11 protein-coding genes are annotated in these 13,982 nt (G+C 73.3%); 10 read left to right on the plus strand and 1 reads right to left on the minus strand.

The window, feature by feature from the left end; all coding sequences use genetic code 11:
- Nucleotides 1–24 precede the first annotated feature (24 nt).
- Both ACFYTT_RS01210 and ACFYTT_RS01215 read left to right on the plus strand, forming a co-directional pair.
- Nucleotides 25–1,569: a S8 family serine peptidase gene (locus ACFYTT_RS01210; RefSeq protein ID WP_387256952.1), complete on the plus strand. Its 1,545-nt coding sequence runs from the start codon at nucleotides 25–27 to the stop codon at nucleotides 1,567–1,569.
- A 12-nt stretch (nucleotides 1,570–1,581) separates the two neighbouring features.
- On the plus strand, nucleotides 1,582–2,778 hold the full coding sequence (locus ACFYTT_RS01215; protein WP_387256955.1) for a S8 family serine peptidase: 1,197 nt from the start codon (nucleotides 1,582–1,584) through the stop codon (nucleotides 2,776–2,778).
- Nucleotides 2,779–2,785: 7 nt separating this feature from the next.
- Here ACFYTT_RS01215 and eccCa read toward each other — a convergent pair whose 3' ends face one another.
- Nucleotides 2,786–6,733 carry a type VII secretion protein EccCa gene (gene eccCa, locus ACFYTT_RS01220; RefSeq protein ID WP_387257952.1) on the minus strand — a complete coding sequence of 1,316 codons (3,948 nt, stop codon included), beginning with the start codon at nucleotides 6,731–6,733 and terminating at the stop codon, nucleotides 2,786–2,788.
- A 186-nt stretch (nucleotides 6,734–6,919) separates the two neighbouring features.
- Here eccCa and eccD point away from each other — a divergent pair, with 186 nt between their 5' ends.
- The 8 genes from eccD to ACFYTT_RS01260 are packed head-to-tail and all read left to right on the plus strand — an operon-like array spanning nucleotide 6,920 to nucleotide 13,963.
- Nucleotides 6,920–8,317 (plus strand): type VII secretion integral membrane protein EccD, encoded by a 1,398-nt coding sequence (gene eccD / locus ACFYTT_RS01225; protein ID WP_387256957.1) that lies wholly within the window; start codon nucleotides 6,920–6,922, stop codon nucleotides 8,315–8,317.
- Nucleotides 8,318–8,322: 5 nt separating this feature from the next.
- Complete coding sequence (gene eccB, locus ACFYTT_RS01230) at nucleotides 8,323–9,720, plus strand: type VII secretion protein EccB (RefSeq protein WP_387256959.1); 1,398 nt, start codon at nucleotides 8,323–8,325, stop codon at nucleotides 9,718–9,720.
- A 58-nt stretch (nucleotides 9,721–9,778) separates the two neighbouring features.
- Nucleotides 9,779–10,078 carry a hypothetical protein gene (locus ACFYTT_RS01235; RefSeq protein ID WP_131053794.1) on the plus strand — a complete coding sequence of 100 codons (300 nt, stop codon included), beginning with the start codon at nucleotides 9,779–9,781 and terminating at the stop codon, nucleotides 10,076–10,078.
- 28 nt (nucleotides 10,079–10,106) lie between these two features.
- Nucleotides 10,107–10,403: a WXG100 family type VII secretion target gene (locus ACFYTT_RS01240; protein WP_387256962.1), complete on the plus strand. Its 297-nt coding sequence runs from the start codon at nucleotides 10,107–10,109 to the stop codon at nucleotides 10,401–10,403.
- 13 nt (nucleotides 10,404–10,416) lie between these two features.
- Entirely contained in the window at nucleotides 10,417–10,740 is a 324-nt protein-coding gene (locus ACFYTT_RS01245; RefSeq protein ID WP_131053792.1) for a hypothetical protein, read from the plus strand.
- Between the two features lie 45 nt (nucleotides 10,741–10,785).
- Nucleotides 10,786–13,146 carry a hypothetical protein gene (locus ACFYTT_RS01250; RefSeq protein ID WP_387256965.1) on the plus strand — a complete coding sequence of 787 codons (2,361 nt, stop codon included), beginning with the start codon at nucleotides 10,786–10,788 and terminating at the stop codon, nucleotides 13,144–13,146.
- A gap of 14 nt (nucleotides 13,147–13,160) precedes the next feature.
- Nucleotides 13,161–13,631 carry a YbaB/EbfC family nucleoid-associated protein gene (locus ACFYTT_RS01255; protein WP_131053790.1) on the plus strand — a complete coding sequence of 157 codons (471 nt, stop codon included), beginning with the start codon at nucleotides 13,161–13,163 and terminating at the stop codon, nucleotides 13,629–13,631.
- On the plus strand, nucleotides 13,628–13,963 hold the full coding sequence (locus ACFYTT_RS01260) for a hypothetical protein (RefSeq protein WP_131053789.1): 336 nt from the start codon (nucleotides 13,628–13,630) through the stop codon (nucleotides 13,961–13,963). The genes ACFYTT_RS01255 and ACFYTT_RS01260 overlap by 4 nt, the downstream gene beginning before the upstream one ends.
- Nucleotides 13,964–13,982 lie beyond the last annotated feature (19 nt).

Below are 13,982 nucleotides of genomic sequence, written 5' to 3' on the forward strand. Positions count from 1 at the left end.
GCACCCGAGTGGAGGAGGCGGTCGGTGACGGCACAGCGGCGTTCGTGGACTCGATGGTGGTGCCGGCTGCTCGTGCTGGCTGTCGTCGCGTCGCTGGTCGCACCGCATCGGGCGGTCGCCGCCCCGGTGGAGACCTATGCCAAGTACTACGTCGTGACCTCGTCCTACCAGGGCGAACCGGAACGACTGTCGGTGATCACACAGCGGTTCCTGGGCACCACCGCACGGACCACCGACGTCCTGCACCTCAACGCCGGCCGGGTACAACCCGACGGCGGTCGGCTCACCGACCCGGACAAGCTGCGGGCGGGCTGGATCATCGTGCTGCCGTGGGACGCCTACGGCGAGGGAGTCCGCTACGGCATGCTCTCCTCGGTCGGCGCCCCCACCACACCGACCCCGGGCAGCCGACCGGCGACCACCCCGAGCCCGGCACGCTCCCCGGCGCCCGGCACCGGCCGCTGCGCGGTCACCGCCGGCCCCCAGACCGGCTCGGACTGGGCACAGCAGGAGTTGGCGGCCGAGCAGGCGTGGAAACTCACCGAGGGCGGCGGTGTCCTGGTCGCGGTGATCGACTCCGGGGTGGACGGCAGCCGTGCCCCGCTCGGCGGGCGGGTCACCACCGGGGTCGACATCGTCGCCGGTGACGAGCGTGGCGACGTCGACTGTCTCGGATCGGGCACCGCGATGGCCGGCATCATCGCGGCCCGCGACGACGCAGACGGCTCCGGCGGCGGCGTCGCCCCGGCCTCGGCCGTGCTGCCGGTGCGGGTGGTGACGACGACCCCGCAGGCACGGGCCGCCGACGTCGCCACCGGCATCGAGGTCGCCGTCTCCGCCGGCAGCACCGTGATCGCCCTCGGCGGCTACGTCGACCCGGCCGCCCCGGAGGTGGCCGAGGCGATCCGTACCGCGCTCGCGCACGACGTGGTGGTCGTGGCCGGCGCGTCGACCGACACCGGCGCCGCGACCGTCCCCGACGACGCGGACGGGCTGCTGCGGGTGGCCGGCGTCGGGGCCGACGGCCAGTTGGCCGCCGACTACCGCAGCGGTGGGGTCGACCTGGTCGCCCCCGGTATCGACATCGCCACCCTGGTCGCCGGTAGGGACGGGACGCGGGCCAGCAGCGGCACCCAGTACGCGGTCGCGTTCGTGGCCGGGGCCGCGGCGCTGGTCCGGGCGGCACTGCCCAACCTCGACGCGGCGGCGGTGACCCACCGGCTGCGGGTCACCGCGAACCCGGCCGCCTCGCGCGTCCCGGACCCGCTGACCGGCTTCGGCATGGTCGACGCCGGCGCCGCCGTGACCGCGACCCTTCCCGAGGAGGAACGGCACGAAGGGCTCGCCACCCTCGCCGACGACGCGACCCCCGGCCCGGCAGCGGTCGCCGCGCTGGTGGTGCTCCTGCTGGCCGCAGCAGCCGGAGGTCTGGCCTGGTGGTCACGGCGGGCCCGCAACCGGTCTGCCGACCCGCCCCCGGGTGCCGGGCCCGGCCACGATGACCCGCACCGGCACGACGACGACCCGAGGGCCCGACCGCCGAGGTCGCCGGCCGACCGGACCGGCTGAGAGGAGACGGCGGTGCCCGTCGGACGAACGGTCTCCCGAGCTGCGCTCGGCACGTGTGTCGTGGTCACGGCGCTGGCCGTACCGGCGGCTCCCGCCCAGTCCCGCCAGAACGAGCCGCCGGCCCTGCCGACGGTGACCGACGGCTGCGTCGGTGCGTCGCCGGTCACCGCCACCGGGATGCCGTGGGCGGTGGCCCGACTGGGTCCGTCGGCGGCCTGGCCGCTGACCCGCGGCGCCGGGGCGACCGTGGCCGTGGTCGACAGCGGGGTCAGCGCCACCGCGCCGGCCCTGCGGGGAGCGGTGACGGCCGGCCGGGACGTGACCGACGCCGGTCGGGCCGACCGGGACTGCCTCGGCCGGGGCACCACGTTGGCCGGCATCGTCGCCGCCCGCCCGGTCAGCGGCACCGCAGTGGTCGGGATCGCCCCGGCGGCGACGGTGCTGCCGATCCGGATCACCGGTCGCGACGGGCGGGTGCCGCCGACCGGGCTCGCCGACGGGATCCGGGCCGCGACCACCCTCGGCGCCGACGTGATCCTGGTCGGCACCGGCCGGCCCGGCACCGACGACCGGCTCGCCTCGGCGGTCGCCGAGGCCGTCGCCCGCGACATCGTGGTGGTCGCCGCCGTCGACGACCGGAGCGCGCCGCCGTCGGCCACCGCCGCACCGCCCTGGTATCCGGCCGCGTTCCCGCAGGTCCTGGCCGTCGGCGGGATCGACCCGGACGGCGTACCGACCGAGGACAGCCCGCCGTCCGCCAGCGTCGACCTGGTGGCACCCGCCACCGGCGCGGTCAGCGTCGCACCCGCCGGCCCCGGCCACTACCGGGTGGGCGGACCCGCCGTCGCCGCCGCGTACGTCGCCGGGGCCGCCGCGCTGGTGCGGTCGTACCGGCCGGAGCTGACCCAGGCGCAGGTCCGCGACCGGCTGCGACTGACCGCCGAACCACCGTCGGCACCGGGCGACCCCCGGCTGGGCGCCGGCACCGTCGACCCGTACGCGGCGGTCACCACGATCGACCCGACACTGGCCGACACCCCGACCCGCGAACCGGTACCACCCGCCGTCCTGGCCTCGGTCCCGGCGCCCGATCCGGCGGTCCGTCGCGCCGCCGTGGCGACAGTCGCCCTGCTCCTGTCGACCGCCGTGGCACTGGCCTCGGTCGCGGTCCTGCGGCGCGGCCGACGCCGCCGGTGGGACCCGCGCTGACCACGGATCATCCGGCGGCAGCGGCCACCGCCCCGGCCGGCGGCGACAGCTCCGGCGGCGGCGTCCACGCGGTCTGGATCAGTCGATGCCCCCGGCGGGTGCAGAGCAGCGCCCGCCCCGGCGGCAGGATGCGCGGCTTGGTGTTGCCGAGCAGCGGCCCCTCCGACGGCGGACAGGACAGCGCCAGGTCAGGGCTGTTCGTCTCCTGCAGACGGCGGATCAGCGGATCCATCGACATCCGCATCACCCCGGCCGCACCTCGGGTCAGGACCAGGTGGAAGCCGATGTCGGTGCCCTGCGGCAGGAACGGGATCAGTGGTGCGAGCGGGCTGTCGTGCCCGGCGAGCAGGTCGTAGTCGTCGACCAGGACGAACAGTCGAGGCCCGGTCCACCAGTCCCGGCGACGCAGTTGCTCCGGCGTGACGTCGGTGCCCGGCATTCGGCTGCGCAGCCCCTCGACCGCACTGGCCACCGTCTCCTTCGTGGCTCCCGGCGACACCGAGTACCCGAGCCGGTAGGGGGCGGGCACGGAGTCGAACAGCCGACGACGGTAGTCCACCACCATGATCCGGGCCTCCTTCGGGGTGAACCGCCGGGTCACCCCGTCGACCAGCAGGCGCAGCAGACTGGTCTTGCCGCTCTCCGTGTCGCCCAGGGCGGTCAGGTGCGGCACCTCCTCGAAGTTGTGCCAGACCGGCTGCATCCGCTCCTCGTCGATGCCGAGGGCCACCCGCAGGTCGCCGTCCGGCGGCGGCAGCTCGGTGGCCGGCAGCAGGGCCGGCAGCGTACGCACCGGCGGCGCGGGCGGCCCGGCCCAGAAGTCCCGCACCGACGCGGTCAGATCGCGGGCCCCCTCGGCCACGCTGTCCGCGTCACCGCAACCGTCGATGCGCGGGAGCCCGCCGAGGAAGTGCATCTTCTGCGCGGTCAGCCCCCGACCGGGCAGGTGCGGCACCGTGGCCGCCAACCGCAGGTCGATGGCGGAGTCGACGGCATCACCGAGACGCAGCTCCAACCGGGTGCCGAGCTGGTCCCGCATGCCGTGGTGCACCTCGGACCAGCGGGCGGCGGTGAGCAGCACGTGCACCCCGAAGTTGAGCCCCCGCGCGACGATCTGCCGGATCGCGGTGTCCGCGGCCTCGAACTCCTGCCGCAACGTGAACCAGCCGTCGACCACCAGGAACACGTCACCGTACGGGTCGTCGGTGATCGTGCCCTCGGCCCGCGCCCGCCGGTAGGTCGCCATCGAGTCGACGCCGAGACTGCCGAAACGCCGCTCCCGCTCGGTGACCAGGGCGCCGATCTCCGCGACGATCCGGCTCACCCGGTCGATCTCCAACCGGCCGGCGACACTGCCCACGTGCGGCAGGTCGGCGATCGTCGACAGCGTGCCCCCACCGAAGTCCAGACAGTAGAACTGCACCTGCGCCGGACTGTGGGTCAACGCCAACGCGCAGATCACCGTACGCAGCAACGTGCTCTTGCCGCTCTGCGGACCACCGGCGATGCCCACGTGCCCACCGATGCCGGCCAGGTCCACCACCATCAGCTCACGGACCTGCTCGAACGGTTTGTCCACGAACCCCACCGGCACCGCCAGACGCCCGGCACCGGGCCAGTCCGCGGCCCGCAACCCGGCCTGCGGATCCGGGGCCAGCGCCGGCAGCAACTGATCCAGGGTCGGGGCGGCGGCGAGCGGTGGCAGCCACACCTGATGTGCCGGCGGCCCCTGATCGGTGAGCTGGGAGACCACGACCGACAACACGCTCGGCGCCGCCACGTCCGCCACGTCCGGCGTGACCTCCGCCGCCGAGGGCACCTCCACCGGAGTGCGGTACGGCACGTGCTCCAACAGATACGGCACCAACTGCCGCTGCACCACGTCCTGCCGGGACCGCACGGCCCTGGGCCGGTGCGCGCCGGAGACGTACGCGGCCTTGAACCGGATCAGCGTCGACACGTCGGTCCGCAGGTAACCGTTGCCGGGCTGACTGGGCAACTCGTGCGCGTCCGGCACACCGATCACCGACCGCGACTCCATCGACGAGAACGTCCGCAGTCCGATCCGGTACGACAGGTGCGACTCCAACTGCGCGATCCGACCGTCGTCGAGGCGCTGACTGGCCAACAGCAGATGCACCGCGAGTGACCGCCCCAACCGGCCGATCATGACGAACAGGTCGATGAAGTCACGGTGTGCGGCGAGCAGTTCGCTGAACTCGTCGACCACGACGAACAACGTGGGCAACGGATCCAGCGGAGCTCCCTGGGCGCGGGCACGTTCGTAGTCCAGCGCCGAACTGTAGCCACCGGCCTGCCGCAGCAGCTCCTGCCGGCGGACCAGCTCCCCGTGCAGGGCGTCACGCATCCGGCTCACCAGCGCCGCCTCGTCGGCCAGGTTGGTGATCACCGCCGAGGTGTGCGGCAACCGGTCCAGCCCCAGGAACGTGGCACCGCCCTTGAAGTCCACCAGGATCAGGTTCAACGTCTCACTGGAGTGCGTCGCCGCGAGTGCCAGCACGAGAGTACGCAGCAGCTCGCTCTTGCCCGAGCCGGTCGCCCCGATCAACATGCCGTGCGGGCCCATCCCGCCCAGCGCCGACTCCTTGAGGTCCAACTCCACCGGCGCGCCGTCGGAGTCGACGCCGATCGGCACCCGCAGCCGGTCCGCCGCCGACCGGGGTGCCCAGGCGGCGTCCAGGTCCAGCCGGCTCAGGTCGGCGACCCCGAGCAGCGCCCCCAGGTCGAAGTCGGAGTCGAGCGCCTCGGCGGCGGGCTCGGCGGCGACACCGAGCCGGTACGGCGACAGGATCCGCGCCACCGCCCGGGCCCGGGCGACACTGAGCCGGTCGGCGCGGGCCAACGGCGACCGCTTCTCCCGACCGACCGCGTCGTGCCGCACCATCTCCAGCCGGTCCTCGACCAGGTCGAGCCAGAGCAGATGCCGGGGCGTACTGGCCGGCGCGGTGCCGATGTCGACCAGCACCGCGTTGCGGTACCCGCCGGAGGCCATCCGGGCCCCGGTCGGGATCCGCCCACCGTCACACACGACCAGCACGTACGGCTCGTCGCGACTCGGCGTGGCACCCTGCTCGTAGCGCGGCCGGGCGAGGAAACCCTCACCGAGCAGCCGCTCCACCCCCTCGATGCTCTCCGCGACCAGCCGCGTGGGCCCGGCCGCGTCCTGCTCGACCGGATGCTGGACGTGCGGCAGCCACTTCGCCCACTCCCAGTCGGCGGCACCCTCACCACCCAGACACAACGCGAGCACCACCTCCTCGGGCGCGTGCAGTGTCACCAACTGAGTGATCATCGCGCGCAGCACCGCACGGACACCGTCGGCGTCACCGGTGAACCGGATCAGCGCGAAACCACGCAGGAACACCGCGACCGGCTGGCCCTCAAGCGTGCTGTACGCCTTGATGAAGCGGCGCAGCGACTTCGCCGACAACGGCTCCAGATCCTCGATCGGCTTGGTCTGCAACGGCACGATCGGGGTGGCCAACCGCGCTCGGCCGGTGCCCAACCGCACCTCCAGGAAGTCCGGATGGCTGGCCCGCCGCTCCCACCGCCGCGACGTCATCGCCACCGACCACAGCGCACCCGGGTCGGGATGCCGCCAGGCACCCGCGTCGCGCTGCTGCGCCACGGTGCGTCGCACCCGGCGGCGGTTCTGGGCCAGGTACCGCAGATAGTCGCGGCGGTCGCCGCCGAGCCGACGTTTGCGCTCACCGCCGGAACTCATCATCAGGCCGATCAGCATCCCGCCCATCGCGACCACCATCAGACCGATCATCACCCAGGTCATCGCGCCCCGGCCGCCACCGACGAACATCAGCATCATGACGCCGGACATCACCATCATCGGCATGATCGTCATGACCTGACGCAGCCCACCGGACTGCGTCTCGGGCAGTTCGGGCGGCTCCTGGAGACTGATCTCGCCCGCCGGCATCTCCGGGCCGTTACGCCGCGCCGGTCGCCGGAACACCACTGTGGTCACGGTCCGCCCTCCCGTCCCTGCTGCGGACCGCCCGACCGACCGTCCGCGCGCTCCTACTACGCACCGATCCGGGCGACGGGTCAGAAAAAAATTCCGCACCCGCGTTGAACCGCCTCGAAGACGGCCCGTAGAGAGGGCATGACCATCGCCGTTGGTGAGCAGATGTGCCGACTGGTCGTCTGCGGACCGGACCGGCAGATCGAGCTGGCCGTACCCGCCCAGGTGCTGGTCGCCGACCTGCTGCCGGCGCTGCTGCACCACCTCGGCGAGGACCTGGCAAACACCGGTCTGCTGCACGGCGGCTGGGTGCTGCAGCGCCTCGGCGCACCACCGTTCGACGAGGACGGCACCGTCGCCTCCCTCGGCCTCCGCGACGGCGATACAGTGCACCTGCGCCCGCGCGCCGAACAGATCCCGCCGGTCGACTTCGACGACCTGATCGACGGCGTGGCCACCGGCGCCCGCGCCCGGTCCGGCCTGTGGCAACCGCAGATGGTGCGCTGGGCGGCGCTCGGCGTACTCGGGGTGCTGCTCGGCACCGGCGTCGCCGTGCTGGCGGCACCCGGCCCACCCGTATCCCGCCTGCTCTGCGCGGCCGGGCTCGCCCTGGGCTGCCTGGCTGCCGCGTTCGCGCTCACCCGCGCCGTCGGTGACCGGGCCGCCGGCACGGTGTTCCTGGTCGCCGCCGTCGCACACGCCGGCCTCGCCGGACTGCTGGTGCCGGAGGTCGGCCGCCCCGACGCCACCCTGACGGTGGACGGCCCCCGGCTCGTCGTCGCGGCGACCGCCGTGTTCACCACCGCCGCCCTCGGCCGGATCCTGCTCGGCCGGGCCGGTCCACTCTTCGCCGCTGTCCTCACCGCAGCCCTGTTCACCGCCGCCGGCGCCGCACTCGCCGCGTTCGTCCCGATGAACACCGTCCGGGCCGCCGCCGTCGTCGCGGTCGCCGCCACCATCGCCGGTACGGCCGTCCCGCTTCTCGCGTTCCGTCTGGCCGGACTGCACCTCGAACCGCTGCCCGTGCAGCCCGAGCACCTGCAGGACGGCATCGACCCGGAGCCGAGCGAACCGTTGCTGGCCCGCACCGTCACCGCCGACCGCTACATGACCGCGCTGCACACCGGCCTGGCCGCCGTCACGCTCGGCGCCCTGACGCTGGTCGGCGCCGCCGACGGCTGGGCGGCACCGACCCTGGTCGTCCTCGTCGCCGCCGTACGGCTGCTCGCCGCCCGCCCGATGACCAGCGCGTGGCACCGGCTCGCACTGTGCGGACCAGCCGTGGTGGGACTGGCCACGGTCCTGCTGCACGTGAGCACCACCGGCACCGGCTGGCCGCGCCTGCTGGTGCCGGCCGTCCTGGTGCCGATCGGCGCGGCACTGCTGGTCACCACCGCCCGAACCCTGCCCGGTCGACGGCTCATGCCGTACTGGGGACGCATCGGCGACCTGACCCACACCCTGGCGATGGTCGCGGTCTTCCCGGTCCTGCTCGCCGTCCTGGACGTCTACGCCTTCGCCCGGGCGTTGGGCGGCTGAGGGCCGTGCAGTCACGTCGGGACCAGGTGCAGGCCCAGTCGTACGTGCTGGGTCGACTCACCGGTGCGCTGGTGGCGGGGGAGCCGGAGACACCGGAGAACCCGCACCGTCGCATCCTGGTCGGCAGCCTCGCCGGACTGCTGGTCGCCGCCCTGGTCGTCGCCGGCTTCGCGGTCTACGGATTCCTGCGCCCCGGTGGCGCCGACAGTTGGCGACAACCACGACAACTCGTCGTCGAGAAGGAGACCGGCAGCCGGTACGTCCTCGTCGACGGCACGCTGCGCCCGGTGCTCAACTACACCTCAGCCCGGCTGATCTTCGGTGCCGCTCCCAAGGTCGTCTCGGTCTCCGGCCGCTCACTGGCCGACGTGCCACGAGGCCGCCCGCTCGGCATCGTCGGCGCCCCCGACGCCCTGCCCGCACCCGGAGCGCTCAAGGGCACCGCCTGGCACGTCTGTGCACCGGCCACCCGGGACGGCGCGGGCACCCAGGCCACCACGACCACCCTGGCGGTCGACCGGTCGACGAGCGACACCCTGCTCCCCGCGGACCAGGCGATGGTCGCCCGCGTCGCGGCCGGTCCGACGTTCCTGGTCTGGCAGGGGCGCCGCTTCGCGTTGACCCGCGACTGGCTGAGCCGGGCCTTCGGCTACGACGGCGTACCCGTCCTGGTCGAGCCCGGCTGGCTGGAGCAACTGCCGGTCGGCCCGGACCTCGCGCCGGTGCCCGTACCCGACCGGGGCCGACCGGGACCGGAGGTGGACGGCCGTCCCACCCGCATCGGTCAACTCTTCGTGGTCCGCGTCGCCGGCCTGCCCGAACGTCACTACCTGCTGCACCGCGACGGGCTCAGCCAACTCGGCCCACTGGCCCACGGCCTGGTGGAGAGCGACCCGGACACGGCCCGGGCGTACCGGCCCGCGCCGGTGGCACCGACCGCGATGAGCCCCGCCGCGCTGGCCCGGTTGCCGGTCTCCGCCCAGCCGACCGTCCCCGCCGACCTGCCACCCACCCCGCCGACCCGGGCCGATGCCGGGCCGGGCCGGGTCTGGTGCGTGCAGCACACCGACGGCGGCGGCATCGGGGTGACGTCACGACCACCCCTGACCGCACCGGCCGCCCGCACCGTCGACGGCACCGGGGTCACCCGCACCGCCCAGACGGCCGGTGCGGTGTCGATCGCCCCCGGGGTCGGCGGTCTGGTCCGGCTCGGTCGCCCCGGTCAGCTTCCCGGCACCGGCTACTTCCTGGTCACCGATGCCGGGATCAAGTACCCGCTCGCCGACCCGTCCGTCGCCGAGGTCCTCGGCTACCGCCCGGACGGCGCGGCGACGGTGACCAGACCCCTGTTGGACCTGCTGCCGACCGGACCGCTGCTCGCCCCCGAGCTGGCCCGCAGATGACCGGCGCCGCGACCGCGACGGCCGGACGGACCGGACACCCGACACGAAGGAGAGCGAGATGCCCGCACAGAACGAAGTAGACGAACAGACCATCCGCCAACTGCTGTCGGCGTTCGAGGTGGCGATGGCCAACTGCAACGCCGCCGACGCCAGCGTCGACGCGGTCAACTCGTCGATGCAGTGGCACGGCGAGGCCCGCACCCTCTACGGACAGGAGCTGTCCAACTGGCGTGGCGGCCTCAACCAGGTCCGCAACGGCCTGGAGATGCTGCGGACCGCGATGGGCCAGTACCTCCAGGCGACCAGCAACGCCGAGCTGGAGACCTCCTCGCACTCCCGCTGGTACCAGGGCGACTGATCGCCCCCCACGACGAAAGGAATCCCCGATGGCCACCTACGGACTCAACCCCGACGGACTGCTCGGCAGCGGCGAGGAGTTGCGCGGCGTCACCCGGTCGATCGACAACGCCCTCGACGAGCTGAACGCCGTCGTCAACCGGTTCATCACGATGAACCTCGGCGGTGCCGCCGAGTCGTACCGGGCGGCGCAGACCGTCTGGGAGGGCGGGATGACGACGATGAACAACTCGCTCGGCTCCGGTGCCGCCGCCATCGACCGGATCCGCGAGACGTACCAGGTCGCGGACGCACAGGGCGCGGCCCTGTTCCAGGGCAACCTCTGAACGGGGTACGAGAATGCCGATCCACGTCGACGACGGGATGCTCAACGACTTCGTCGCCGTCAACATGACCCTGGCCACGCAGGCGCCCGGTGCTGCCCAGGGCCCGATCAACAACCTGGTCATCCGTCCCGGACACGAGAACTTCGTGGTCGGGCAGACCCTCGCCAACCTGATCCGCACCAACGGCTCCGCGATCCAGGCCCGGCTGGACGAGATCGGCACGCTGTCCGCCACCCGAGGGCAGCAGTTGCGGGCGTTCATGGCGCTCACCGACGGTGCCGAGACGCTCAACGAGATGTCGGCCGCCGAGTTCGGCAGCCGACTGCCGGCCTTCTGACCACCCTCGGGCCCGGGCACGACCTGCGCCAACGGAAGGAGCAACATGACCCAGCCTGGTGACGCGTTCACCGGCAGCCGGTCCATGGAGTGGATGCCGGCGTTGCGGGACGTGCTCGGGTCCGAGGAACAGGCGGACCCGGGGGTCGCGGCCCGCAACACCTGGATCCAGCTCGACACCTCGTTCTGGCAGGTGACCGAGAACGGCAACCAGAGCCCGTGGAACCACTGGATGCCCGGTGACCAGGAGGGCTGGAACCGGATCACCCTCTATCGCAAACGCCGGCACGGCGGCCGGGACTCCCGGATGTACTTCCAGCTCATCCGGGGCTGGGTCACCTTCTTCGAGGGCGGCGACGACTCCCCGGCCAGCCATTCGCAGCGGACGGTGAACGCCAGCGGTCCGATCGTCTCCGGCATCCGCGCCAACCAGTTCCTGGACGCCCAGACCTTCTCCGACGCCGCCCACCTCTACTGGCAGGTGACGGACTGGCTGATGAACGGCGGCCAACCGGCCGTCCGGGCCGTGGTCGACCGGATCGACCAGGACCGGGCCGGCTTCGACGGCACGGCCGCCGACGCGTTCGTCTTCGCCATGGCCGACATGGCCCGGACCATGCTCTATCTCAAGGAGAACATCACCGAACAGGGCGACTGGGTCCAACTGCTCAACGACAACAGCACCGCGATCGGCACCTTCAAGACCGCGATGGAGAACGCCTGGAACGCGTTCGTCGCCTACCGCTACCACGACCCGAACTGGCTGGTGTGGGAGGTGCTGCGCGCCATGGAGCGCCAGGTCGACGAGCACGACGCGCGGACGAGTAGCGGGACCTGGACGGCTGGGCCCGAACAGCCGTGGACGTTCTCGTTCCCGGACCAGGGCCTCGGCACGTACGACCTGATGAGCAACGACGGCTGGAACCAACTGAACGATGCGATGAAGTCGACCTGGGTCAGCAACCTGGAGGCGTTGAACCTCGCCTCGGTCAACGCCACCCAGGCGCTCATCACCAGCTTCAACCTGACGATCCAGGCGATGCGGCGCGGGGTCTTCCCGCTGTACCGGGGCGTCTACTACTCGCCGCAGGACGACAACCCGTTCGGCAACGGTCCGAACAACCCGTTCGGCAACGGGCCGGGCGGGGGCGGCTCCGGCGGCTCCGACTTCGGCGGTGGTCCTGGCGGTGACGAGTTCGGCGGCGCGAACATCGGCGGTGGCGGGAACGACGGCGGCTCCGGTGGGGCGGATTTCGGGGGCGGTGGCGGCGGCTCGGGCGGTGCGGAGTTCGGTGGCGGTGGCTCGGGCGGCGCCGACTTCGGCGGTGGTCCGGGTGGTGAGGGCTTCGGCGGCGCGAACATCGGCGGCGGTCCGGGAGGTTCCGGTTCCAGCGGATCCTTCGACCCGTCCGGCCTCGGTGCGGGGGGATCCGGCGGCGGTTCGGGCGGAGCGTTCGGCGACGGTGGCGCGAGTGGGGGGTCCACCGGCGGGCCGTCCGCCGGTGGATTCGACCCGTCCGGACTTGGCGGCGGCGGATCCAGCGGCAATGTCGGCCTCGACGGGCTGGGCGGTGGTACCGGTGGTGTCGGCAGCGGCGGCGCGGTCGGCCCCGGCACCCTCCTGCCGGGCCTGGGCGGTGGTGTCGTCGGTGGTGCGCCCGGTGGCGGGACGTCCGGCGGCGGTTCCCGGCCCGGTTCCGGTGGTAGCGGCGGCCTGGGCGGCCTCACCCCGCCGAATCCGTCCGGCGGTGACTCGGGTGTCGTCGGCGGGCCGGGCCGTGACGGCTCGGCGTCGGGCGGCGTGTCGACCGGCGGTAGCGGCGGCCTGGGTGGCCTGACGCCGCCGCCCACGTCATACCCCTCGGTCGTCGACCCGGGGGCGGTCGGCGGTGTGGGCTCCGGTGGCTTCGACTCCGGCGGCTCCTCGGCCGGCCTCAACGGCGGTGCCGTCATCGGTCCGATCGGCGAACCACCGCCCGGCTACGTGGCGGGTTCGGCGCTACCCGGCTTCGCCGGTGTGGCCGGCAACGGCACCGGCGCGGTCACCAGTGGCGGGTTCCTGGCCGGTGCGCCGTTCGGATCCCCTGGGGCGGCCGGTGCCACCGGCGTCGGCACACCCGGGATGGGCGGCATGGGCGGCTTCCCGATGATGCCGCCCATGGGTGGCATGGGACAGGGCGGCGGTCGCGACACCGACAAGGACCGCGAACGGAGCACCTGGCTCGCGGAGGAGGAAGAGGTGTGGGGCACCGATCCCGACTGCGCCCCGGCCGTGATCGGTCGCGACGACCTCGACGAGGCGGACTCCGGTGAGGGTGTGCGTCCCGGCCGGTCGAACGGGCCGTCGCGTGGCCCGGGATCGCCGTACGGCCCGACGCACCGGGACACCACCCGGCGCCGGAACTAGGAGGAGGTAACGACATGCCCGGTCCGATGCAGGACCAGATCGAGCAGGCGTACGCCGAACTGGCCGCCAGCCAGGCGGCGATCGCCGACGTGCAGTCCCGTCTGGACGGCTCCGAGACGAGCGTGACGTCGAAGAACCGGGTCATCACGGTCACCGTCAACAGCCGTGGCGATCTCGTCGACATCCGGTTCCTGAGCCGGTCGTACCGCAGCATGCCGTCGGCCGAGCTGGCGACCCTGCTCGTCGACACCATCGGAGCGGCCCGACAGCAGGCCCAGGCAGCCGTCGCCACCGCGTTCGCCGCAGTCCTGCCGCCCGGGATGCCGGTCCTCGACATGATCAACGGAGAGGCCGACTTCGAGTCGATGATGCGCGACGCGATCCGGCTGGTGAACGACCCGTGGCCCGGCGCCGATCCGCCCCCGTCCCGGCCGACCGGGGCAGCGGCGGCAGACAGCGGTGACGGCGCCGGGAGCCGACCGTGAGCGCCCCGCTGTCGGCGGACACGGACCGGCTGCGCCAGGAGGCGTTCGCCGCCTACTTCGCCCACATGCAGGCGGTCGTCGAGACGTTCGAGGGTGAGGTGGGTGCGAACACCCCGGTCGTGCTCAGCGTCCGCGGCGAGGTCGACGAGGCGGTCGCCGCCGACCTGGACCGCGAGTTGCCGCTGGCGAGGTACGTGCTGACCGGCCTGCGGGAGCTGGCGGTCGGCGACGGCAGCCGCGTGGCGGATCTGGCCGCGTTGCTGGCCAGGTACGAGGCGGAGAACGGGGACACGGCGACCGGCTGGTCCGGCAACGGTCCGGTGCGTACCTGACGGTGCCGGACCGGGGGAG

It is taken from the genome of Micromonospora sp. NPDC003816, from assembly GCF_042874705.1.
Lineage (GTDB): Bacteria > Actinomycetota > Actinomycetes > Mycobacteriales > Micromonosporaceae > Micromonospora.

What these genes read in the sequence shown, in the direction of transcription:
- ACFYTT_RS01245 (WP_131053792.1), top strand. Translation starts at nt 10,417, where the DNA reads ATGCCGATCCACGTCGACGACGGGATGCTCAACGACTTCGTCGCCGTC.
- ACFYTT_RS01250 (WP_387256965.1), top strand. Translation starts at nt 10,786, where the DNA reads ATGACCCAGCCTGGTGACGCGTTCACCGGCAGCCGGTCCATGGAGTGG.
- eccD (WP_387256957.1), top strand. Translation starts at nt 6,920, where the DNA reads ATGACCATCGCCGTTGGTGAGCAGATGTGCCGACTGGTCGTCTGCGGA.
- eccCa (WP_387257952.1), bottom strand. Translation starts at nt 6,733, where the DNA reads ATGCCGGCGGGCGAGATCAGTCTCCAGGAGCCGCCCGAACTGCCCGAG.
- ACFYTT_RS01255 (WP_131053790.1), top strand. Translation starts at nt 13,161, where the DNA reads ATGCCCGGTCCGATGCAGGACCAGATCGAGCAGGCGTACGCCGAACTG.
- ACFYTT_RS01240 (WP_387256962.1), top strand. Translation starts at nt 10,107, where the DNA reads ATGGCCACCTACGGACTCAACCCCGACGGACTGCTCGGCAGCGGCGAG.
- ACFYTT_RS01235 (WP_131053794.1), top strand. Translation starts at nt 9,779, where the DNA reads ATGCCCGCACAGAACGAAGTAGACGAACAGACCATCCGCCAACTGCTG.